10 protein-coding genes are annotated in these 18,633 nt (G+C 42.3%); all 10 read left to right on the forward strand.

Going from position 1 to position 18,633, the window contains the following annotated elements; all coding sequences use genetic code 11:
• A partial coding sequence (locus tag ACLGGO_RS30755) for a ParA family protein (RefSeq protein ID WP_446422148.1) occupies positions 1–378 on the forward strand: 378 nt, incomplete at its 5' end.
• 1 nt (position 379) lies between these two features.
• Positions 380–1,318, forward strand: a complete 939-nt coding sequence (locus ACLGGO_RS30760; RefSeq protein ID WP_446422149.1) for a ParB/RepB/Spo0J family partition protein — start codon at positions 380–382, stop codon at positions 1,316–1,318.
• Positions 1,319–2,426: 1,108 nt separating this feature from the next.
• Complete coding sequence (locus ACLGGO_RS30765; RefSeq protein WP_446422150.1) at positions 2,427–9,209, forward strand: amino acid adenylation domain-containing protein; 6,783 nt, start codon at positions 2,427–2,429, stop codon at positions 9,207–9,209.
• A gap of 82 nt (positions 9,210–9,291) precedes the next feature.
• Positions 9,292–10,005 carry an HAD family hydrolase gene (locus ACLGGO_RS30770; RefSeq protein WP_446422151.1) on the forward strand — a complete coding sequence of 238 codons (714 nt, stop codon included), beginning with the start codon at positions 9,292–9,294 and terminating at the stop codon, positions 10,003–10,005.
• A gap of 31 nt (positions 10,006–10,036) precedes the next feature.
• Positions 10,037–10,825, forward strand: coding sequence for a class I SAM-dependent methyltransferase (locus ACLGGO_RS30775; RefSeq protein ID WP_446422152.1), 789 nt, complete (start codon positions 10,037–10,039; stop codon positions 10,823–10,825).
• Positions 10,826–10,857: 32 nt separating this feature from the next.
• Positions 10,858–12,228, forward strand: coding sequence for a hypothetical protein (locus ACLGGO_RS30780; RefSeq protein ID WP_446422153.1), 1,371 nt, complete (start codon positions 10,858–10,860; stop codon positions 12,226–12,228).
• Positions 12,229–12,780: 552 nt separating this feature from the next.
• Positions 12,781–13,860 (forward strand): radical SAM protein, encoded by a 1,080-nt coding sequence (locus ACLGGO_RS30785; RefSeq protein ID WP_446422154.1) that lies wholly within the window; start codon positions 12,781–12,783, stop codon positions 13,858–13,860.
• Positions 13,848–14,288 (forward strand): hypothetical protein, encoded by a 441-nt coding sequence (locus tag ACLGGO_RS30790; protein WP_446422155.1) that lies wholly within the window; start codon positions 13,848–13,850, stop codon positions 14,286–14,288. Before ACLGGO_RS30785 ends, ACLGGO_RS30790 begins: the two co-directional genes overlap by 13 nt.
• Before the next feature lie 175 nt (positions 14,289–14,463).
• Positions 14,464–15,603 (forward strand): enolase C-terminal domain-like protein, encoded by a 1,140-nt coding sequence (locus ACLGGO_RS30795; RefSeq protein WP_446422156.1) that lies wholly within the window; start codon positions 14,464–14,466, stop codon positions 15,601–15,603.
• Positions 15,604–15,627: 24 nt separating this feature from the next.
• Positions 15,628–18,561, forward strand: coding sequence for a non-ribosomal peptide synthetase (locus tag ACLGGO_RS30800; RefSeq protein WP_446422157.1), 2,934 nt, complete (start codon positions 15,628–15,630; stop codon positions 18,559–18,561).
• Positions 18,562–18,633: the final 72 nt, after the last annotated feature.

Below are 18,633 nucleotides of genomic sequence, written 5' to 3' on the forward strand. Positions count from 1 at the left end.
GGCGTTCTCAGCTATATTAGTTTGGTAGCTGCTACTCATGTGTTGGTGCCGATTGAAACTCAATTTAAAGCCTTTTGCGGAACGGAGCTTTTGCTGAGTACGGTGTCTCGAATTCGCCAGAGGGTCAATCGCCAATTAAAATTAGCGGGGTTTATTCCGACGCGATATGACTCCCGCATTTCCCAAGATACTCGCACGCTGCAAGCGATTAAAGAACAACTCTCGGAGTTTGGTCAAGTGTATCCCCCAGTTGTGCGTTCAACGGTTTTTGCCGATGCTTCAGAAAAGAATGTGCCAGTAGCCCTGTACAATCGCAAACACCCTGCGTTGTCGGGAATTAAGACCATTGCTCGTCGTTTGGTGGAGGAGATAGAGTAGAGTGAATCGTAAAAAAGACCAACCCTATCAACGTCGGATTCGTACCTTTGATACGGTATTTAGCTCCTCTAATGCCCCCTCCGATGACGCGACTCATTGTGTGTCGTTGACATCGATTAAAAAGAGGCAGGAACAACCGAGGCGTTATTTTGCTCCAGAAAAGATGGAGCAGTTGATTCTCTCGGTTAAGGAACACGGCATTTTAGAACCGCTTTTAGTTCGCCCTCTAGGTGATGGAACCTACGAACTCGTGGCGGGAGAGCGGCGCTATCGAGCGTCTCTGGCTGTGGGACTTGCCGAGGTTCCGGTAATTGTTAGGGAATTAACGGATGAGGAGGCACTTCAAGTGGCTCTTGTGGAAAATTTGCTGCGGGAAGATTTAAATCCAGTCGAAGAAACGGAAGGGATTTTGCAATTGCTGGCGTTGAAGTTGAGTATGCCTGTGTCCGAAGTGGTTCCCTTACTCTACCGAATGCAGAATGAAGCCAAAGGAAAAGTTACCCGTAACGTTACGGGTAATGAAAAGAGTGAGCAAGTACAGTGGGTATTTGATGGGTTGGGCTTGATGAGCTGGGAGTCTTTTATTAGAAATCGGCTACCGTTACGGAATTTGCCGGAGGATGTATTGGAGGTTCTCCGCCAAGGTAAGCTGGATTACACAAAGGCTCATGTTATTGCACGAGTGGAGCATCAGGCACAGCGACAGAGTTTGATGGAAGCGGCGATTGTCGAGGGGTTATCGCTGTCTCAGATTAAAAAGCGGATTAGTGAGTGGAAGTCGGCTAGGGAGGGTAAGCCAACGGATGAATCGGTGAAGCTTCAACGGCGGGTAGATAAGATGATGCAACAGGTGAAAAAGCAGGCGGTATGGGATGATCCGCACAAGCAGCAGCGTTTGGAGCAGATACTCTCTGATTTAGAGGCGTTGCTTTCGTCCTAGATGGGTAATAATATCAAGTTTTGGGGATTGTCTCTAATCACCACAATGCTGTAACCACAAGGAGTGTAGGCTTTTTTGTTGGAGTGATTTGCCGGACATCATATAAATATAAGAGTTCGGTAAGGATTGGGTTTATTCGTTTCGGGTAATATTATTTTAGATATTCCCCGTTAAAGTTATGCTCCCCTCTACAACAATCGTCTCGGTTACGGGCATAGCGAAGGAGCCTCTCGGATGGTCTTTATCAAATTTAACTGAAGATGCATCGAATCGCATCTGGTATATTCACGGAATTTAGGGAGATCTATTTTCCGCAAATAGATCTTTTTCCCAAAAAAACGACCCCGACACTGTCGCCAAAGGATTTTTCCTGTCGGTTAGAGGTGAGGGGAAGAATCAAGACTTCACTTCGGAGGTCTTGATAGGGGGTGCGATCACACCCCGGCTAAAGAAATGGAGGCGCAGCAAAGATACGCGGCTGTGTTAGCTGGCTGGGGGTTGGAAGCTCAGAATGACTCGGAACGGGAGTGGCTTGCATCAAGGAACGAGTAAGCCTATTTTCCGAGAGTGCGATCGCTAAGTGAGGCTCCGGCGATCTAAAAAAGTTCTAGGGGAAACAGGCAGAATTAAGAGCGATCGCACGTTAGTGTTGGGTGGGATAGCGATCACATTCACTACCCAGGATTAATGTACTACTTTACATGCGACAACTTTACGTGCGGAATGTGGGTTTTAGTTGAGTGCTTCAACCACAAGGGGTTCGTGGAATCATTGTAAGGGGTGTGGGGTGTAGGGTATGCAACTTAAATGTGTGACAGCTTATAAGTATTTTGCTCCATACATAACATATAAGAATATAAAAATTTTGTAAAAATTTAACATTACCGAAACTTTATGTTGAAAATGCCTGTATGATATCGACAAGGAATTGAGACGGAGCTAAAAACACCCCCGTCTTTATTCTAAAAGTGACTGTCCGTAGATTATCTGAAGCTTAGTTTAATCGGAAACGGGTGAAAGGGTGAGAAAGGATTCGTCAGCTTAATTTATGCTGTCCTAATCTTGACAGTCTTTCATAAATGCAAGAAAGCGTGGAAGTGGTATAACAGTGCCTGTTAACTCTCAATTGTCATCAATGCAACAAGGAATGCTGTTTCATAGCCTATATGAGCAGCAGTCTGGGGTTTACATTGAGCAGGGAATTGGCTGCTTGCGTGAAAAACTGAATGTCTCGGCTTTGAGCCAAAGTTGGCAGCGAGTTGTAGAGCGACACTCAATCTTGAGGACTAGCTTTCATTGGGATGATTCCCATCACCTCCAGCCGTTGGTATCCAAGCTGGGGAAACTGCCATTAGAACAGCAAGACTGGCGGGGATTGTCCAAATCTGAACAGGAAAGCCAACTTCAAGCTTATCTTCAGCGCGATCGCCTGCGGGGATTCAACCTCACAGAAGCCCCCCTGATGCGTTTGGCACTTTTTCAGTGGTCTGAAGCCGAGTTCAAGCTGGTTTGGACGTTCCACCACGCTTTACTGGATGGTCGTTCAATTTTAATTGTTCTCCAAGAGGTTTTTGCCTTTTATGAAGCCTTTGACCAAAACCAGGAGCTTCAATTAGAAGAGGTTCGTCCTTATCAAGATTATATAGATTGGCTGCAACACCAGTCGCTAACCGAAGCAGAAGAATTCTGGCGACAGCAATTACGCGGTTTTGCTGAACCTATCCATCTGTTGGGAGCAAAGGGTTCAACACCACAACCTGTGTCATACAGCACACAGAAAATCCATCTGTCAACGACAAGCACTTCAGCCTTAAATGCTTTAGCCAAGGAACACCAACTCACGCTGAATACCCTGGTTCAGGGAGCTTGGGCTTTACTACTGAATCGCTATAGCGACAAGGATGATGTCATTTTTGGGGCGACAAGAGCCTGTAGGCACTCAGGACTCGGCAGTATGAAGTCGATGGTCGGTCTTTTTATCAATACTCTGCCAGTGCGAGTTCAGGTGAATCCTGATCTGCCTCTAGTACCGTGGCTGAAGGCACTACGAGAACAATGGATTAGTTTGCGGGATTATGAACACACCCCTCTGGTGAATATTCAGGAGTGGAGTGAAGTCCCTAGGGGAGAATCCTTGTTTGAGAGCCTTCTGGTGTTTGAGAACTATGAGCTAAATGCTGCTCTAAAAAGGCAGGGAGGAAAATGGAGCGATCGGGAATTTGAGCTTCTGGAACAACCTAACTATCCTCTAACTCTAGCCGTCTATGGTGAGTCAGAGTTGTCACTGAAAATTGACTATGATTCCCGTCGCTTTGATGATGTGACAATCGCCAGGATGTTGGGGCATATAGAGACGTTACTTGAGGGGTTCACTGCCAATCCTCAACAGTGTTTGGGTGAATTGCCACTTTTAACGGCAGCCGAAAGACATCAATTGTTGGTGGAGTGGAATGATACTCAAGCTGAGTATCCCCAGGATAAATGCATTCATCAGTTATTTGAGGAACAAGTTGAGAAAACACCTGATGCTGTAGCTGTGGTGTTTGAAGACCAACAGTTGACCTATCGGCAGCTTAATCAGCAGGCGAATCAGTTGGCTCACTACTTGAAAAAGTTGGGTGTGAAACCAGAGATTCTGGTGGGCATCTGTATGGAGCGATCGCTGTTCATGATAGTGGGTCTTCTGGGAATCCTCAAGGCAGGTGGAGCTTATGTGCCTTTAGACCCGGAGTATCCCCAAGAGCGTCTAGCTCGCTTGCTGTCTGATTCACAGATGCCAGTGTTGTTGACTCAAGAGAAGTTGGTGGCTAGGTTGCCTGAGAATAAGCCTCCTATTGTCTGTTGTGATACAGACTGGGGAGCAATTCTTCAAGAGCGTGCAGAAAATCTGGGGAGTGACGTAAAAAGCGATAATTTAGCTTACGTTATCTACACGTCAGGCACAACCGGACAGCCCAAAGGAGTCATGATTGAGCAGGGCTCGGTGCTGAATCTAGCGATGGGTCTTGATCAAAGCATTTATGATGCGGCTCAGGCAAAAGACCAACTTCGAGTTAGCTTGAATGGATCGTTAGGATTTGATACGTCTGTTAAGCAAATCATTCAGCTCCTATCAGGTCACACCCTTGAGATCATACCAGAGGAACTCCGCTTGGATGGAGCTGCCCTGTTATCTTATCTACAGCGTCGCCAGATCGATGTATTGGATTGCACGCCATCTCAGTTGGGATTGCTGATTTCAGCAGGTTTACTCGAAAGTAATATTGCCCCTCAGTATGTACTGGTTGGTGGAGAACAAATCAACCCATCAATGTGGGAACGTTTGAGCCAAGCAAAACCGAGCCATTTTTTCAATGTTTATGGTCCAACTGAATGCACTGTAGATAGTACGGTTTGTGATATCAGCGTATCTAAATTAAAATCCGTTATCGGACGCCCCATTGCTAATACACAAATTTACATTCTCAACTCTCAACGTCAACCTGTACCGATTGGTGTTCCCGGTGAGTTACATATAGGAGGGGCGGGTTTAGCACGAGGCTATCTGAATCGTCCAGAATTAACGACTGAGAAATTTATTCCTAATCCGTTTAGTAATGAACCCGGAGCAAGGCTATACAAAACAGGAGATAAGGTTCGCTATTTAGCGGATGGGAACATTGAGTTTCTCGGTCGGATTGACAACCAGGTGAAGATTCGCGGCTTTCGTATTGAGCTGGGCGAAATCGAAGCGGTGTTGGGACAACATCCAGCAATACAAGATAGTGTGGTTATTGCTCAGTCCGATGATATTGGGAGTAAACGTTTAGTTGCCTATGTCGTTCCCCGTCAAGGACACACCATTGCCGTTGATGATTTGCGTCGCTTTCTTAAACAGAAGTTACCCGCTTACATGGTATCGTCCGGTTTCATGGTGTTAGATGCACTGCCGTTAACTCCCAATGGTAAAGTAGACCGCAAGGCATTACCTCAAATAGACTGGGCAAAGGTTGGGGAATCCGAGAGTTTTGTTGCTCCTCGTACTCCAGTAGAGGAACTACTGGCAGGTATCTGGGCAGAAGTTTTGGGACTAGGACAAGTTGGGATTTATGATGATTTCTTTGAGTTGGGGGGTCATTCGTTAACAGCCACTCAAGTTATTTCTCGCGTGGGTGAGCTATTCTCCCTTGAACTGCCAATACGCTGTTTGTTTGACTTTTCGACAGTCGCAGATTTAAGTAAACAGATTGAAACGATTCGCTCTCAGGACTCGGATTTGTCTCCGGCAATTCCGATTCAACCCATTTCTAGAGAAGCAGAACTGGCTTTATCGTTTGCTCAACAAAGATTGTGGTTTCTCAATCAATTAGACGGACAAAACACCACCTACAATATTTTATCGGGCTTCCACCTCAGTGGAACTCTGGATGAAGCTGCTCTAGAACAGTCAATTGCTGAAATTGTCAAGCGCCATGAGAGTCTGCGTACTAGCTTTTCTGTGGTGGATGGAGTGGCTGTCCAGGTCATTCATCCGCAGGTAAACATCCCTATTTCTACGGTGAATTTGCAGGGGTTGTCTGAAGTTGAACAAGCTATCGAGGTACAACGGTTAGTCCAAGAGGAGAATCAACGTCCCTTTGACTTGGCTCAGAGTCCACTCCTGCGGGTTATGGTATTGCAGGCAAGGGAATCTCATATCCTGTTGGTGACGATGCACCACATTGTCTCGGATGGTTGGTCAATGGGGATCTTCTTCCGGGAGTTGTCCCACTTCTATGCCGCCTTTTCTGGTGGAAAATTTGCTTCTTTGCCCAACCTGCCCATCCAATATGCTGATTTTGCCCACTGGCAGCGACAATGGTTACAAGGGGAAGTACTGGAAACTCAGCTTGAGTATTGGAAGCGGCAATTGGCTGGAGCGCCACCCTTGTTGGACTTGCCGACTGACCGCCCTCGTCCTCCCTCTCAAACCTTCCGAGGCGGTACTAAGACATTTGAACTGAGTGGGACATTGACACAGCAGCTTAAGAAACTGGGTCATCAGTCGGGAACAACTCTATTTCTGACGTTGTTAGCGGCGTTTGTCACTCTTCTTAGTCGTTATAGTCATGAAGACGATATTGTAGTTGGCACACCAATTGCTGGTCGCAATCACCGGGAAATTGAGTCTCTGATTGGCTTTTTTGTGAATACGTTAGCGTTGCGAGTTGACCTTTCCGGTAATCCTAGCTTCCGAGAATTACTCAGGCGGACACGACAGGTTACGTTAGAGGCTTATTCCCATCAGGATTTGCCATTTGAGAAATTGGTGGAGGAACTCCAACCGGAACGGAACCTGAGTTACAATCCACTGTTTCAGGTGATGTTTGTTTTACAGAATGCTGGGTCTGAGGATTGGCAGCTTCCGGGTTTAACTTTGAGTCCTTTAGAGATAGAGAGTGTCACGGCTAAGTTTGATTTAACCTTAGCCATAGAGGAGAAGGAATCAGGGCTGAGAGGGGTTTGGCAATATAACAGTGATTTGTTTGATGGGACGACTATCTCTCAGATGGCTGGACATTTCCAAACGCTGTTGGCAGGAATTGTGGCTAATCCAGAGCAATCAATGTCTGAACTGCCCCTATTAACGGAAGCCGAGCGACATCAATTGTTGGTGGAGTGGAATGATACTCAGGTTGATTATCCCAAGACTAAGTGTATTCATGAGTTGTTTGAGGAACAGGTGGAGAAAACGCCTGATGCAGTAGCGCTAGTTTGTGCCGATGAGCAGCTAACGTATCGGGAGTTGAATGGGAGGGCGAATCAGTTAGCCCATTATTTACAAACGTTGGGGGTGGAATCCGAGACTTTAGTAGGGATTTGTGTGGAGCGATCGCCTCTAATGGTAATCGGACTGCTGGGAATTCTCAAAGCGGGTGGGGCTTATGTGCCTTTAGATCCCAGTTATCCCCAAGAGCGTTTGGCTTCGATGCTTAAAGATGCTCAGGTATCGTTACTATTGACTCAACAGAGATGGGTTGAGGGGTTTCCTCGGCGTTCAGCACAAGTGGTTGCTCTGGATACTCATGAGGATTTGGCAGGAGAAGGTGTTGAGAATTTAACCAAGAATGTTCAGTCTGACAACTTAGCTTATGTCCTTTACACTTCCGGTTCTACAGGGAAACCCAAAGGAGTAGCCATTGAACATCGCAGTGTTATGGCTCTTGTGAGTTGGGCAACAGAGGTGTTTACCACAGAACAGTTGGCTGGAGTTCTAGCGTCAACATCTTTTTGTTTCGATATTTCGGTGTTTGAGTTATTTGTGCCGTTAAGCTGTGGTGGCACGATTATTCTGGCGGAAAATGTTTTGCATCTGCCGACTTTGCCTGGGGCTGATCAGGTGACGTTAATCAATACCGTTCCTTCTGCGATCGCGGAGTTAGTAAGGGCTAAGGGTATTCCGGCTGGAGTCCGCACGGTTAACTTGGCTGGGGAAGCTTTACCTCAACGGCTAGTACAACTTATCTATCGACAGGATAGTATTGAGCAACTGTTTAATCTGTATGGTCCTTCTGAAGATACAGTTTATTCGACCTATACTTTAGTGGAGCGGGATAGTGAAAAGGCTCCTCCCATTGGTCGTCCGGTTGCTAATACTCACGTTTATATTCTTGACTCTCAGCTTCAACCTGTACCGATTGGTGTACCCGGTGAATTACATATTGGGGGTGCAGGTTTAGCACGAGGCTATCTGAATCGACCCGATTTAACGACTGAGAAATTTATTCCCAATTCCTTTAGTGATGAACCTGGAGCAAGGCTATACAAAACTGGGGATAAGGTGCGCTATTTACCGGACGGAAACATTGAGTTTATCGGTCGGATTGATAATCAGGTGAAGATTCGCGGCTTTCGTATTGAGCTGGGTGAAATTGAAACTGTATTAGGGCAACATGAAGCCGTACAAGATTGTGTGGTTATTGCTCAGTCAGATGAGAGGGAGACTAAACGTTTGGTGGCTTATGTAGTTCCTAGTCAAGAAACGATTAGCGTTCGTGAACTACGTAGCGTTCTCAAGCAGAAGTTGCCGGATTATATGATCCCTTCAGCTTTTGTCATGTTGGAGGCTATGCCCCTGACGCCGAATGGGAAAATAGATCGAAGAGCATTACCAAGTCCCGATTCCTCTAACTTCAGATCCGAAGCCAGTTTTGTTCCCCCTCGTACACCGACAGAGGAAGTCTTAGCGGCAATTTGGAGCAATCTTCTAGGAGTAGAACAAGTTGGGATTTACGATAACTTCTTTGAATTGGGGGGACATTCCTTGATAGCAATGCGAATCATATCTCGAATCGCTGATGCTTTCGGTGTTAACTTACCTTTACAAAATTTTTTTGAACAACCAACAGTCGCTCAATTAGCTCAACAAATTTCTACAGTTTGTCGGAAAAATCTACTACAACCTCCACCCATCCAACCGGTTCATCAAAAAAGTGGAGTAATACCCTTATCTTTCAATCAAAAAAGACGATGGATATTGAGAGAGGCTCCTTGGGCAAAATTAGGTAACTGCTATACCTTATCCCTTGTAGGCAAACTTAACATAAAAGCTCTAGAACAAGCTCTTGGTGAAATTATTAGTCGCCATGAAATTCTCCGTACAAGCTTTCAAATTATGCAAGGAAAACCTACTCAATTGATTAATAAAAAATCGAATTTCACGTTGCCAATATTTGATTTTAAAAATGTAGACCAAAATACTTGTAAAAATGAAATTTCAAAAATAATATTAACTACTAAACAACATATTTTTAGTTTTTGCGAAGAATTATTTTTTCGATTCGTACTGTTTAAGTTAACAGAACAAAAGCATTTACTACTGTTAAATATCCATACAACAGAACTGACAAACTCACAACTCCAGAGCTTTTAGATATGCTCACTAAGAGTTTAAAACCTTTTTTGACTCATTGACTCAGACTTATCTTAAATCTATATTTAGCTGTATAAAATTGTTGATCAAACCAAAAATGGACATGAACATAAGGAGTAGCAATAGCTCCCCACCAAAACTTATATCTCTTGATGTGGGAGGAACTTTAGGTTTTGCTAAAGGGCCGACAATCACAAATGTCCTTAGCCGTGTTTCAAATCTGCCTAAATCGGATGTCCATCGTATATTACGCAGCACATTACATGTAACCCAAAACGTCACAGAAGTCCTAATCCATAAAGTTTGCACAATGCTAGGCATTGATCCTGCCCTTTTTCCAAGAAATTATGTTGCACCTGCTTTTCAGCTTTATCCACAAACGCTATCCTCAATCACGTCATTAAGGAAATGCGCTCCATTAATTACACTTTCCAATGTTTCATGTCTTGACTTCAAGATGGAAACCTTGCAGGAGATAATTGGTGATTATATTTCTGGGCAATATCCTTCATGCATTCTGGGTTATGCGAAACCAGACAAACGAGCATTTGAATCTATCATACGCCATCATCAGACATCAATCAGCTCTCTCGTACATATAGGGGATAATTGGGAATGCGACATAGTAGGTGCTATATCAGCCGGAGCAAAAGCAATTTGGATAGCAGGGAAGCGTACTGCACCTAATGAGCCAAATATATGCACAGACAAGCTTACCATTGTGGAAGACCTCGTGGAAGCGTCAGAGTATTTAGAGAGCCTAGTAGATACCCTCTCTAGAAATATGATTTACTAAACCTAATTATTTTCGGATTAAGGATAGACTCATGAGCAAATTTGCTGGTACTGCAACTTACTATAGTCGCTACCGCCCTGGCGTTCCTAGTGAAGTAGCAGAATGTCTAATCTCTGAGGCAAACCGTTATGCGCCAGCTACTACACTTCTTGATCTTGGTACTGGCACTGGACAAGTAATTGAAGCATTACATCAGAATTTCAGGGATATTATTGCCGTTGAGCCTGATGTAGAAATGATAAATTTGGCAAAGAAAAATATTCGCGTAATAATTTCATCTGAGACGGCTATCAGCTTTTATAACTGTCAAGCTGAAGAATTCTTACCTCCTATAAACTGGACAGCATCATTGGTCACCATTTGTCGTGCATTTCACTGGATGGATCAAGAAAAGACTCTTAGACACTTATCCAAGTACGTATCACCAACTGGTGCTGTAGCTATATTCGGTGACCATAGTTTTTGGCGAGCTAACAGCCCCTGGAAAAAAGCTGTGCGGAAAGTTATTCAAGATTTTCTTGGTGAACAACGTCGTGCAGGAGAATGTGTTTTCTCGCATCACAATCGCCCTTACAGTGAAATTATTAAAGAGTCTCCTTTCTCAGACGTTACAAAATTCAATATTCCAGTGCATCGCACTTGGAACACAGAAAGTATTTTGGGTTATCTATATTCAACATCTTTTGCGTCACGCCCACTTTTGGGAGAAAGACTTGAAGAATTTGAATCTACTGTGAGGAGAACTCTAGCTGAGTTTTCTCAAGACGATACCTTTGAAGAAGAAAATGAGTTTATGATTCGTATTGGTCGAAAAAAATAGGTGTCTTTGTTTAAAACTATTTCATTTATATATTGCCTAAAATTAACAACGAAAAAAGGGTAGAGATGGAGCAAATAGAGAACACAGCAGCTTACAATTTACGTGTAGCAGAGGCTATAAAAGCATTCTGGGAAGCGGCAAACTACATAAGTGTTTGCCTTCTATATCTTAAAGAGAACCCAATGTTACATAGACCCCTTGTTCTCTCTGATGTTAAACCGAGAGCAGTTGGACATTGGGGATGTGTACCTTCTCTAAACTTTATATGGGCAACCTTACTCTTTGTAATACGCTCTACAAATACTGATGTAAGGCTGTTTCTTGGGACAGGCCATGCAGGTGCCGCATGGCTAGCGTGTTCTTACCTTGAAGGTAGTTTATTTCGTTACTACGGAACTGGAGATGATGAAATAAGCCTTGCAGAACTTTCATCTGCTTTTGGTCGAACAGGGGGATACCTTACTGAACTAAGCACACAATACCCAGGTGTCTTATGGGCAAGTGGTGAACTAGGGTACACACTTGGTATTGCTCATGGACACTCTTTAAGTACAAATAGAGGAGTAGTTATAGCAGTTCTAGGGGATGGTGAACTTGAAACAGCTCCGACAAGTGCTTCCTTTCAAGCTATCCGAAAATTTATTAATCGACCTTCGCGTCTAGTAATATTAGTCAATCTCAATGGTCTTCGTATGGGCAGCTCAAGTGAGATATCTACATGGACTGATCATGTAATCTACAACTATTTCATTGGACTTGGTTTGCAACCACATTTTATTGAAGGATTTGATATTAACGAGCTTTGCAAAGTGCTAAATCTGGCTATTTTTGAATCCCAAAAATCTGGTCCTCCCAAAGTAATTATCCTAAGAACACCCAAAGGCGCAACAATTCCGGTTTCTCTAGATGGTGAGAGTCTATCAGGTACAACTCAGTCGCACAAGGTTCCAATCAAGCAAGTTCAAGAACAATCACAGCTTAAATGGCTTGAGAACTGGCTTTGTTCCTACAAACCTCAAAATATATTTAAGGATGAAAGAATTAATAGGTCTAAATTTGCCTTAATAATTCCGCGTAATGATCTCCTCATCGGTACAGTTCATAATCGTATTGAAGCCAGTTTGTTGACAGATTTAAAATACAAATATTGTAGGAAGCCCCCCAAAAACAAAAATTTAATTGAATCTTTCGTGGAATCCCTTAAATGTATTGCGAAATACCAACATCTTAGTTTATTGATTACTTCTCCTGACGAGCTTTCGTCTAATAGGTTAAGTGACTTGAACTCTAGCAAAGTAGACATTATCGAATATTTATCAGAGCATCAATGTTTAGCGTGGTCTATTGGAGCAATAACAGCAAGTCGATTCGCAGTGTCATTCCCAAATCAAGCGGTTTTATAGCCAGTGGATATCGATCCAGTTTTACAGCTATTACATCAGTAGATATACTTCTCGCGAGCCAAAGCTCTTGGATACAACTTTCTGAAAAAGCCCTTAAGTTTATAAGCTGTTCTGACAAAAAAATAAATGAACCTGCTATTTTCATGGCAATTAATCAATTAAAACTTATTGAAAGTAAGTTGCGAGAAGAACTGATAGATTCGTATGATGAACCCGAATGGTACTGGGATTTAGAGCCTAAGAACATACTCATTAAGCTGTTCGGCATTTAAATAGGGTATAATTAATAAGAAAAATGCATAACAGCTTATTCAGTAACCGTTCAGGGGAGAACGAAATCTGGTAATCTGAGAAGCATGGATGAGCGGCACCCACAAGAGATATCAGGAATTAACGCTGACGACTGGGAGCAGACCCGCGTCAGAGTGAAGCCCTATCAGAGTCAGTGGAGGCAGCTGACTGCTTACAAGCAGTCAGCTCCCACTATCGGATCTGACTGCTTACCCCCCTCTGAACGGTTACATTATTCATTTAGGTGAGGAGGAATCTTAAATGAGACAGTTAAAAGATGAACAAGGACTAATAGAGGAATTGTCTAGGGCTTATGATGTTCCTCTTCTCGACATCCAACTTATGGCTCTAAACCTTTATGGCATTGCCTCTAATATTGGTGATAATAGAGCACGTATGAAAGTGTATCTTGATGCTGATCCAACTACTGAATGGCATCTTATTGTGCCTACAAGTCAGCCTATGAGTCCATATGAACTTATAGACAATATTCTTTTCTGCTTTGGTAAGCGAATAGCTTTTGTACGTTTAGTTGAGCATGATGATGCAAGATTAGGTTACGCAAGGGTTGGAGAGCAAGTACTAACACTTAACACAAATAAACGCTCTACTTGTACAGGATGTGTGTTTTGCCCTAATACTCTTGCAGATTCTAACGATCCACGTCTTTCACAATCTGAAGACGAGATTAGACAGTGGTTGAGTGCTTTTCTTCTCGAACATGGCTGGTCAAATTTATCGTCGATTCGAGAGATAAACTTATCTACTGGGTGTTTTGGGGAAGAATCAAAAGCAATCTCACATCTTACTGAGTTGCGCGTCTTGCTAAATGAGTTTAGCTTTAGGGGTCGTCTTGGTATTTTATCTTCGGTAATACAGACTGATGAGGGAATGAAAGCTTTAGCAGAATTAAGTCCCTTTGCGCTGTTTATAACATTAGAATGCGTAACGAGGCGAGATTTATTGCTAAAAGAAAGTAAAGCTAGCCTGCAACCGGCTGAGGCAGTTCGTGTTCTTATGAGAGCTAGAGAAGCGGATGTTGATACTGGTGTAATGCTCGTAGTTGGTCTTGATCCTCTTTCAGAAGCTACTAATTGGTTAAGTGAAGCTGTGCCTTACTTGACTGATTTTCCAAATCTTCAGATTTTTCAATCACATAGTCCTTATATGAACTTATTCCGCACTAAAGGAGCAGAAGCACTTGAATTTTTCTTAACTGCTAGACATAATTTTGAATCTATATTATTGCCCACATCCTTAAGACCCCAGCGTTGGCAAAACTATCGCCCGCTTTGGTATTACAAATTTGGTTCGGAGGAGCTTTTACCATGTCCCTACTAGATGAAATAAATTCGTTAATATATGCAAAAGTGATTTCACAAGGAAGTCATCTGTCGTTGCTTGTTGAAGCACCAATACTAGGAAAGTTAAAAGCCTGTCGTATCCAAGTTGTTCTTGAAAATATAACATACAAAGGATTAGGCGTTTCAATAGATGATGATACTGCTCTTATTATTGTAGATACTCAAAATTGTGCAAATCACTATAATGTTAATTCTACTATCATTCTTTCTGATATCCATTTTATCGGAACTAGTTTACCTCTTGATTGCGTGATTAAAAGGCTGAGAGAAATACTGAATGTTGATTCTCTTGGTTCTCTTTCAGATAGAGCAGCACGTCATGCTCTTCTTTACATTCTTGAAGCACATGACTTGGAGATTAGGCATCAGCGTCTTGAGGTCTTAAAAGAACTAATGAGAACTTAAATAATAAAACTTATAAACAAAGAATTATGGTTGATTTTCGTATCAAGCACGAACAACGTAATGAACATATTTGGGATACTCTTCGCAACCGTTGGCTTGAATTTAAAGGCTTACAGGAGTTGTCCGATTTATTCTTCCACTCAAAAGTTTAAGATAAATCCTAGAATATATATTTATGAGTACCCTTAATGACTTTCTCTATCGCCGAATTCATCTTTATAAAGCTGAGTTTTATGCCTACGTTAATTCTGAAATAGTTAGTCCACTAGGTGTATCAGATCTTATTCGCCAAAGAAGAAATTTACCTCGTAGTATAAGTTCAACACAAATATATTTACATTTAAAAACTTGGGATGGAATAGAAGGCTGGTTTAGACCATTGAGTCGATGGTCTAATGTTAGACTCTCCAAAATAATTAAATTAATTGGTTTGCTTGGTCGGTACACATCCATTGCAGATGCCGTAAAGATTTTAAAACCATTCTGGTTTCAAAATTCAACAAATTGTGCTGCAATTGACTGTGTTTTATGGGATATTATTTGTCGAGAAGAAGGACTACCATTATGGCGTGTACTCTCGGATGTCCAGGTCGAGATTAGAAGTAATCCACCCTTCTATGGAAGTGTTCTAGGATTATCTCTTCAGAATATAGATGTGCTTACAAATGTATTTGCTGATAATTATCCACTTGCCAAATGGACGTTAGATAGAGAAACTTCTATTGACAAACAAATATCAGAGATTATGAGTCTTAACATAGCGCTAAACTATATAGCTCTTGATGCTCATGGTAGTCTAGAGCTTCCCGATCTAGAGAAAATCTTTGATTTAGCTCCAAACCTCGCTTGGCTTGAAGACCCTTTTCCTTCGGATAATGATTTTATATGGAATAAAATTGGAGCTTTAAGCAACAGACAATTTCCACCATTAGTTGTAGGTGAAGATATTTCTTCGATAGATGGTCTAAATAAATTTTCTGCACTTTCGGTAGTCCAAGCAGTTAATATTGAAGTTGAACGTCTTGGCATAACTAGATCGGTGCTAGTTCTAGAGAATCTCAAAGCTCAAAAGCGTAGGTGTCACTTGCATGGGAGGTCAATTGTATTATCATCGCATCTGTCTATAGCATATCCCGAAGTAGTGTTTTGGGTTGAAGTTCACCTTGCATTTGCTTTGGAAAGACTGATAACTATTCATTATCCTAAATCAGACTTAGATCCCCGTAATATTGTTTGTTACTGTCTTGAGCAGATGGGAATTGGCGTAAAACCAACTATAGAACTGAAACCATCGGTTTTTGGCATTTTAATCTGATTTGTAAATTATTTAATAAAGCATATGAATTTTAGGAAGCAACTTGCAATATCAGAAAGCCCTGCGATTTCAGAGGTTGTAGAAATACCTCTTACTCCAGCCGAAGCATTAAAACATGCTGTAGAGCTACGCCCTGATGCTAAATTGATCTGTATTGAAACTAATGGAAGTCAAGCTACGCAAACTTATGTAGAGATTTGGAAACGTTCTGAAAAGATATTAGGTGGATTCCGAGCTTCTGGTTTGCAACCAGGAAATCCCATTATTTTCCAAATCTCAACAGGACAAGACTTTGCTCCTATTCTTTGGAGCTGCATCATAGGCGGCTTTATCCCAGTACCTGTGCCAGTTGCAGCTAATTATTCAAAACCAAACCAAGCCTTATCAAGGCTATATAACGTTTGTCAAAAATTAGACTATCCCATAATACTGAGCAATTCAACATTGGCATCACAAGTTCATGGAGGTTTACAGTTATATGGCCCAAAAAAAGTAAATATTGCAACACTTGAGGAGATTGAAAGCCATAGTCCAGATCCAAGATTACACAAACACAAGCCGCATGAACTCGCGTTGCTGCTACCGAGTTCTGGCACTACAGATAAGTGCAAATTAATTGAAGTCAGTAGTTGCACTTTTATCTACCGCTTCCTCCAAATTTCAATTCATCAAAATTACAAATCTATAGAAAAGGTTATTTTGAGTTGGTTTCCTCTTGAAAATATTAGCGGCATTTTAACAACAGCGCCTAACGACTTTCAAAAAAAAATACATTTACCAGCACAAAATATAATTCGCAATCCCTTATTATGGCTGGACGCATTAAGTAAGTATCGAGTAACCCATGCACCAACAACCAATTTTATCTTAGCTCTTGTAATTGATAAACTAAGAACAAATTACCAATACAAATGGAACTTTTCATCTGTTCAAAGAATAGGCATTGGCGCTGAACCTATTGTAGCCAAAACAGCACGAAGTTTCCTAGAGATACTAGGTAAATATAACCTCAATCCTCATGTTTTCGGACCTGTCTATGGGATGACTGAGTGTGGACCAATTGCTTGTAGTCGAGAAGGCTTCTCGTTAACAACCACATCTAATAGCGATCGCTTTGTCGAAATCGGCAAGCCATCAAGAGGACACTCTATTAGAATAGTGGATCAACAGGGCAGTATCATTGAAGAAGGTCAGATAGGTCGCATTCAGGTTACAGGTCCATCAATGACATCAGGCTATTATAAAGCGCCTGAACTGACTCGTCAGCTCTTCACCGAAGACGGTTGGATTAACACCGGAGATTTAGGCTTTCTGCAAGATGGCAAATTAACAGTTACAGGACGTGAAAAAGAAACAATTATAATCAATGCACGCAATTTTTCCTGCCACGAAATTGAATTAGTCGTCGAAGAAGTTGAAGGCGTAGAACCGGCTTACACAGTTGCCTGTGCCATCCGACAACAAGACAGCGACACCGACGAATTAGCTATCTTTTTCCACACCCTGATTACCGAACCCAGTCAATTCGCCCAATTGACCAAACAAATTCGCGGAAAAGTCACGCAAACCTTGGGAATAAACCCCACTTACATCATCCCCATTGATAAAGCGACAATTCCCAGAACCTCAACAGGCAAAATTCAACGCTTGCAACTTAAACAGAGCCTAGAAGCAGGTGAATTTGATGCCATAATCAAACGAGTCGATACACTCCTCAAGCAAGAGTCGGAAAAAACCTGGGTCGCCCCCCGCGATGAATTAGAACTCCAACTCACCCAGATTTGGGAAAAGGTTTTAGGCAAAAAGTCCATTAGCATTAACGATAACTTCTTCGACCTAGGCGGACATTCCCTAATAGCCGTCCGCCTATTTGACCAAATCGAGAAAACATTTAGTCAAACTCTCCCCCTAGCCACCCTTTTCCAAGCCGCCACCATTGAAGAACTCGCTAACATCTTACGTCAGTCAGGATGCTCAATACCTCAGTCCTCACTGATCCTGCTTCAGCCTCATGGCTCTAAACCACCTTTCTTCTATGTCACACCAGCAGGTGTTACTGCCTTAGACTGTAGCAGCTTAGTGCGTCATCTGACACCAGACCGACCCTTTTATGCACTGCAAGAAAGTGGATTAGAGGGAGAACTTATTCACCATACTTCCATTGAAGAAATCGCAACTCACTACATTCAACAGATACGTACTGTCCAACCATCCGGTCCCTATTTTCTCGGAGGTGCTTGCTTTGGAAACGTTGTTGCCTTTGAGATGGCACAACAACTCTATAAACAAGGAGAGCAAATAGCGCTACTGGTTATAATTGATGGTTTCTGGCCAGATCATGTGGCAGAACGCCCCCAATCTAAATTAATTTATTTAGTCAGATATGTTACACGCCATCTAACTATCCTTTCCCTACTCCCTCCTCAAGAAAAATGGAATTACATTATTAGACTGATTCAGAGAAGTATTCTCAAGGTTTACTACAAAATTAATCCAAGTCGATTAGGCAACTCTTCTTTAATTGATCGAGCTTTCTACTATCAAGATCTAGGTCGTCAGCTTCGGATTCAATATGTCCCTCAAGTTTACCCAGGGCGGGTCAGTCTCATCAAAGCCAACAAAAAACACAACTGGCTCTCATTAGATCCAGACAAAGACAAAGAAAAGTTTCTATCCGTATGGAATAAATTTGCAACCGAAGGAGCCGAACTATACGATTTTCCCGGTCATCATAGTTTCATGTTTAAAGAGCCTTACGTACAAGACTTAGCTGAGAAATTACAGATTTGCTTAGATAAGGCTCAAACAGAGAACTCAAAAGGCAGTAGCTCAAAAAAAAAATTAAGTCAACAGTCAGCAGAGACTTTAACTCAAAACCCTAACCTGAGCAAAAAAGAATCGACAACCCGTTTTGCCACTCCCCAGGATAAATTAGAACCGCAACCAAAGTCAGGATAAGCTGTTCGGCATTTAAATAGGGTATAATTAAAATAGGAAATCCGAAGAACAAAAAAAATATGCCAGCCAAAG

The organism is Coleofasciculus sp. (genome assembly GCF_046565525.1).
GTDB lineage: Bacteria > Cyanobacteriota > Cyanobacteriia > Cyanobacteriales > Coleofasciculaceae > Coleofasciculus.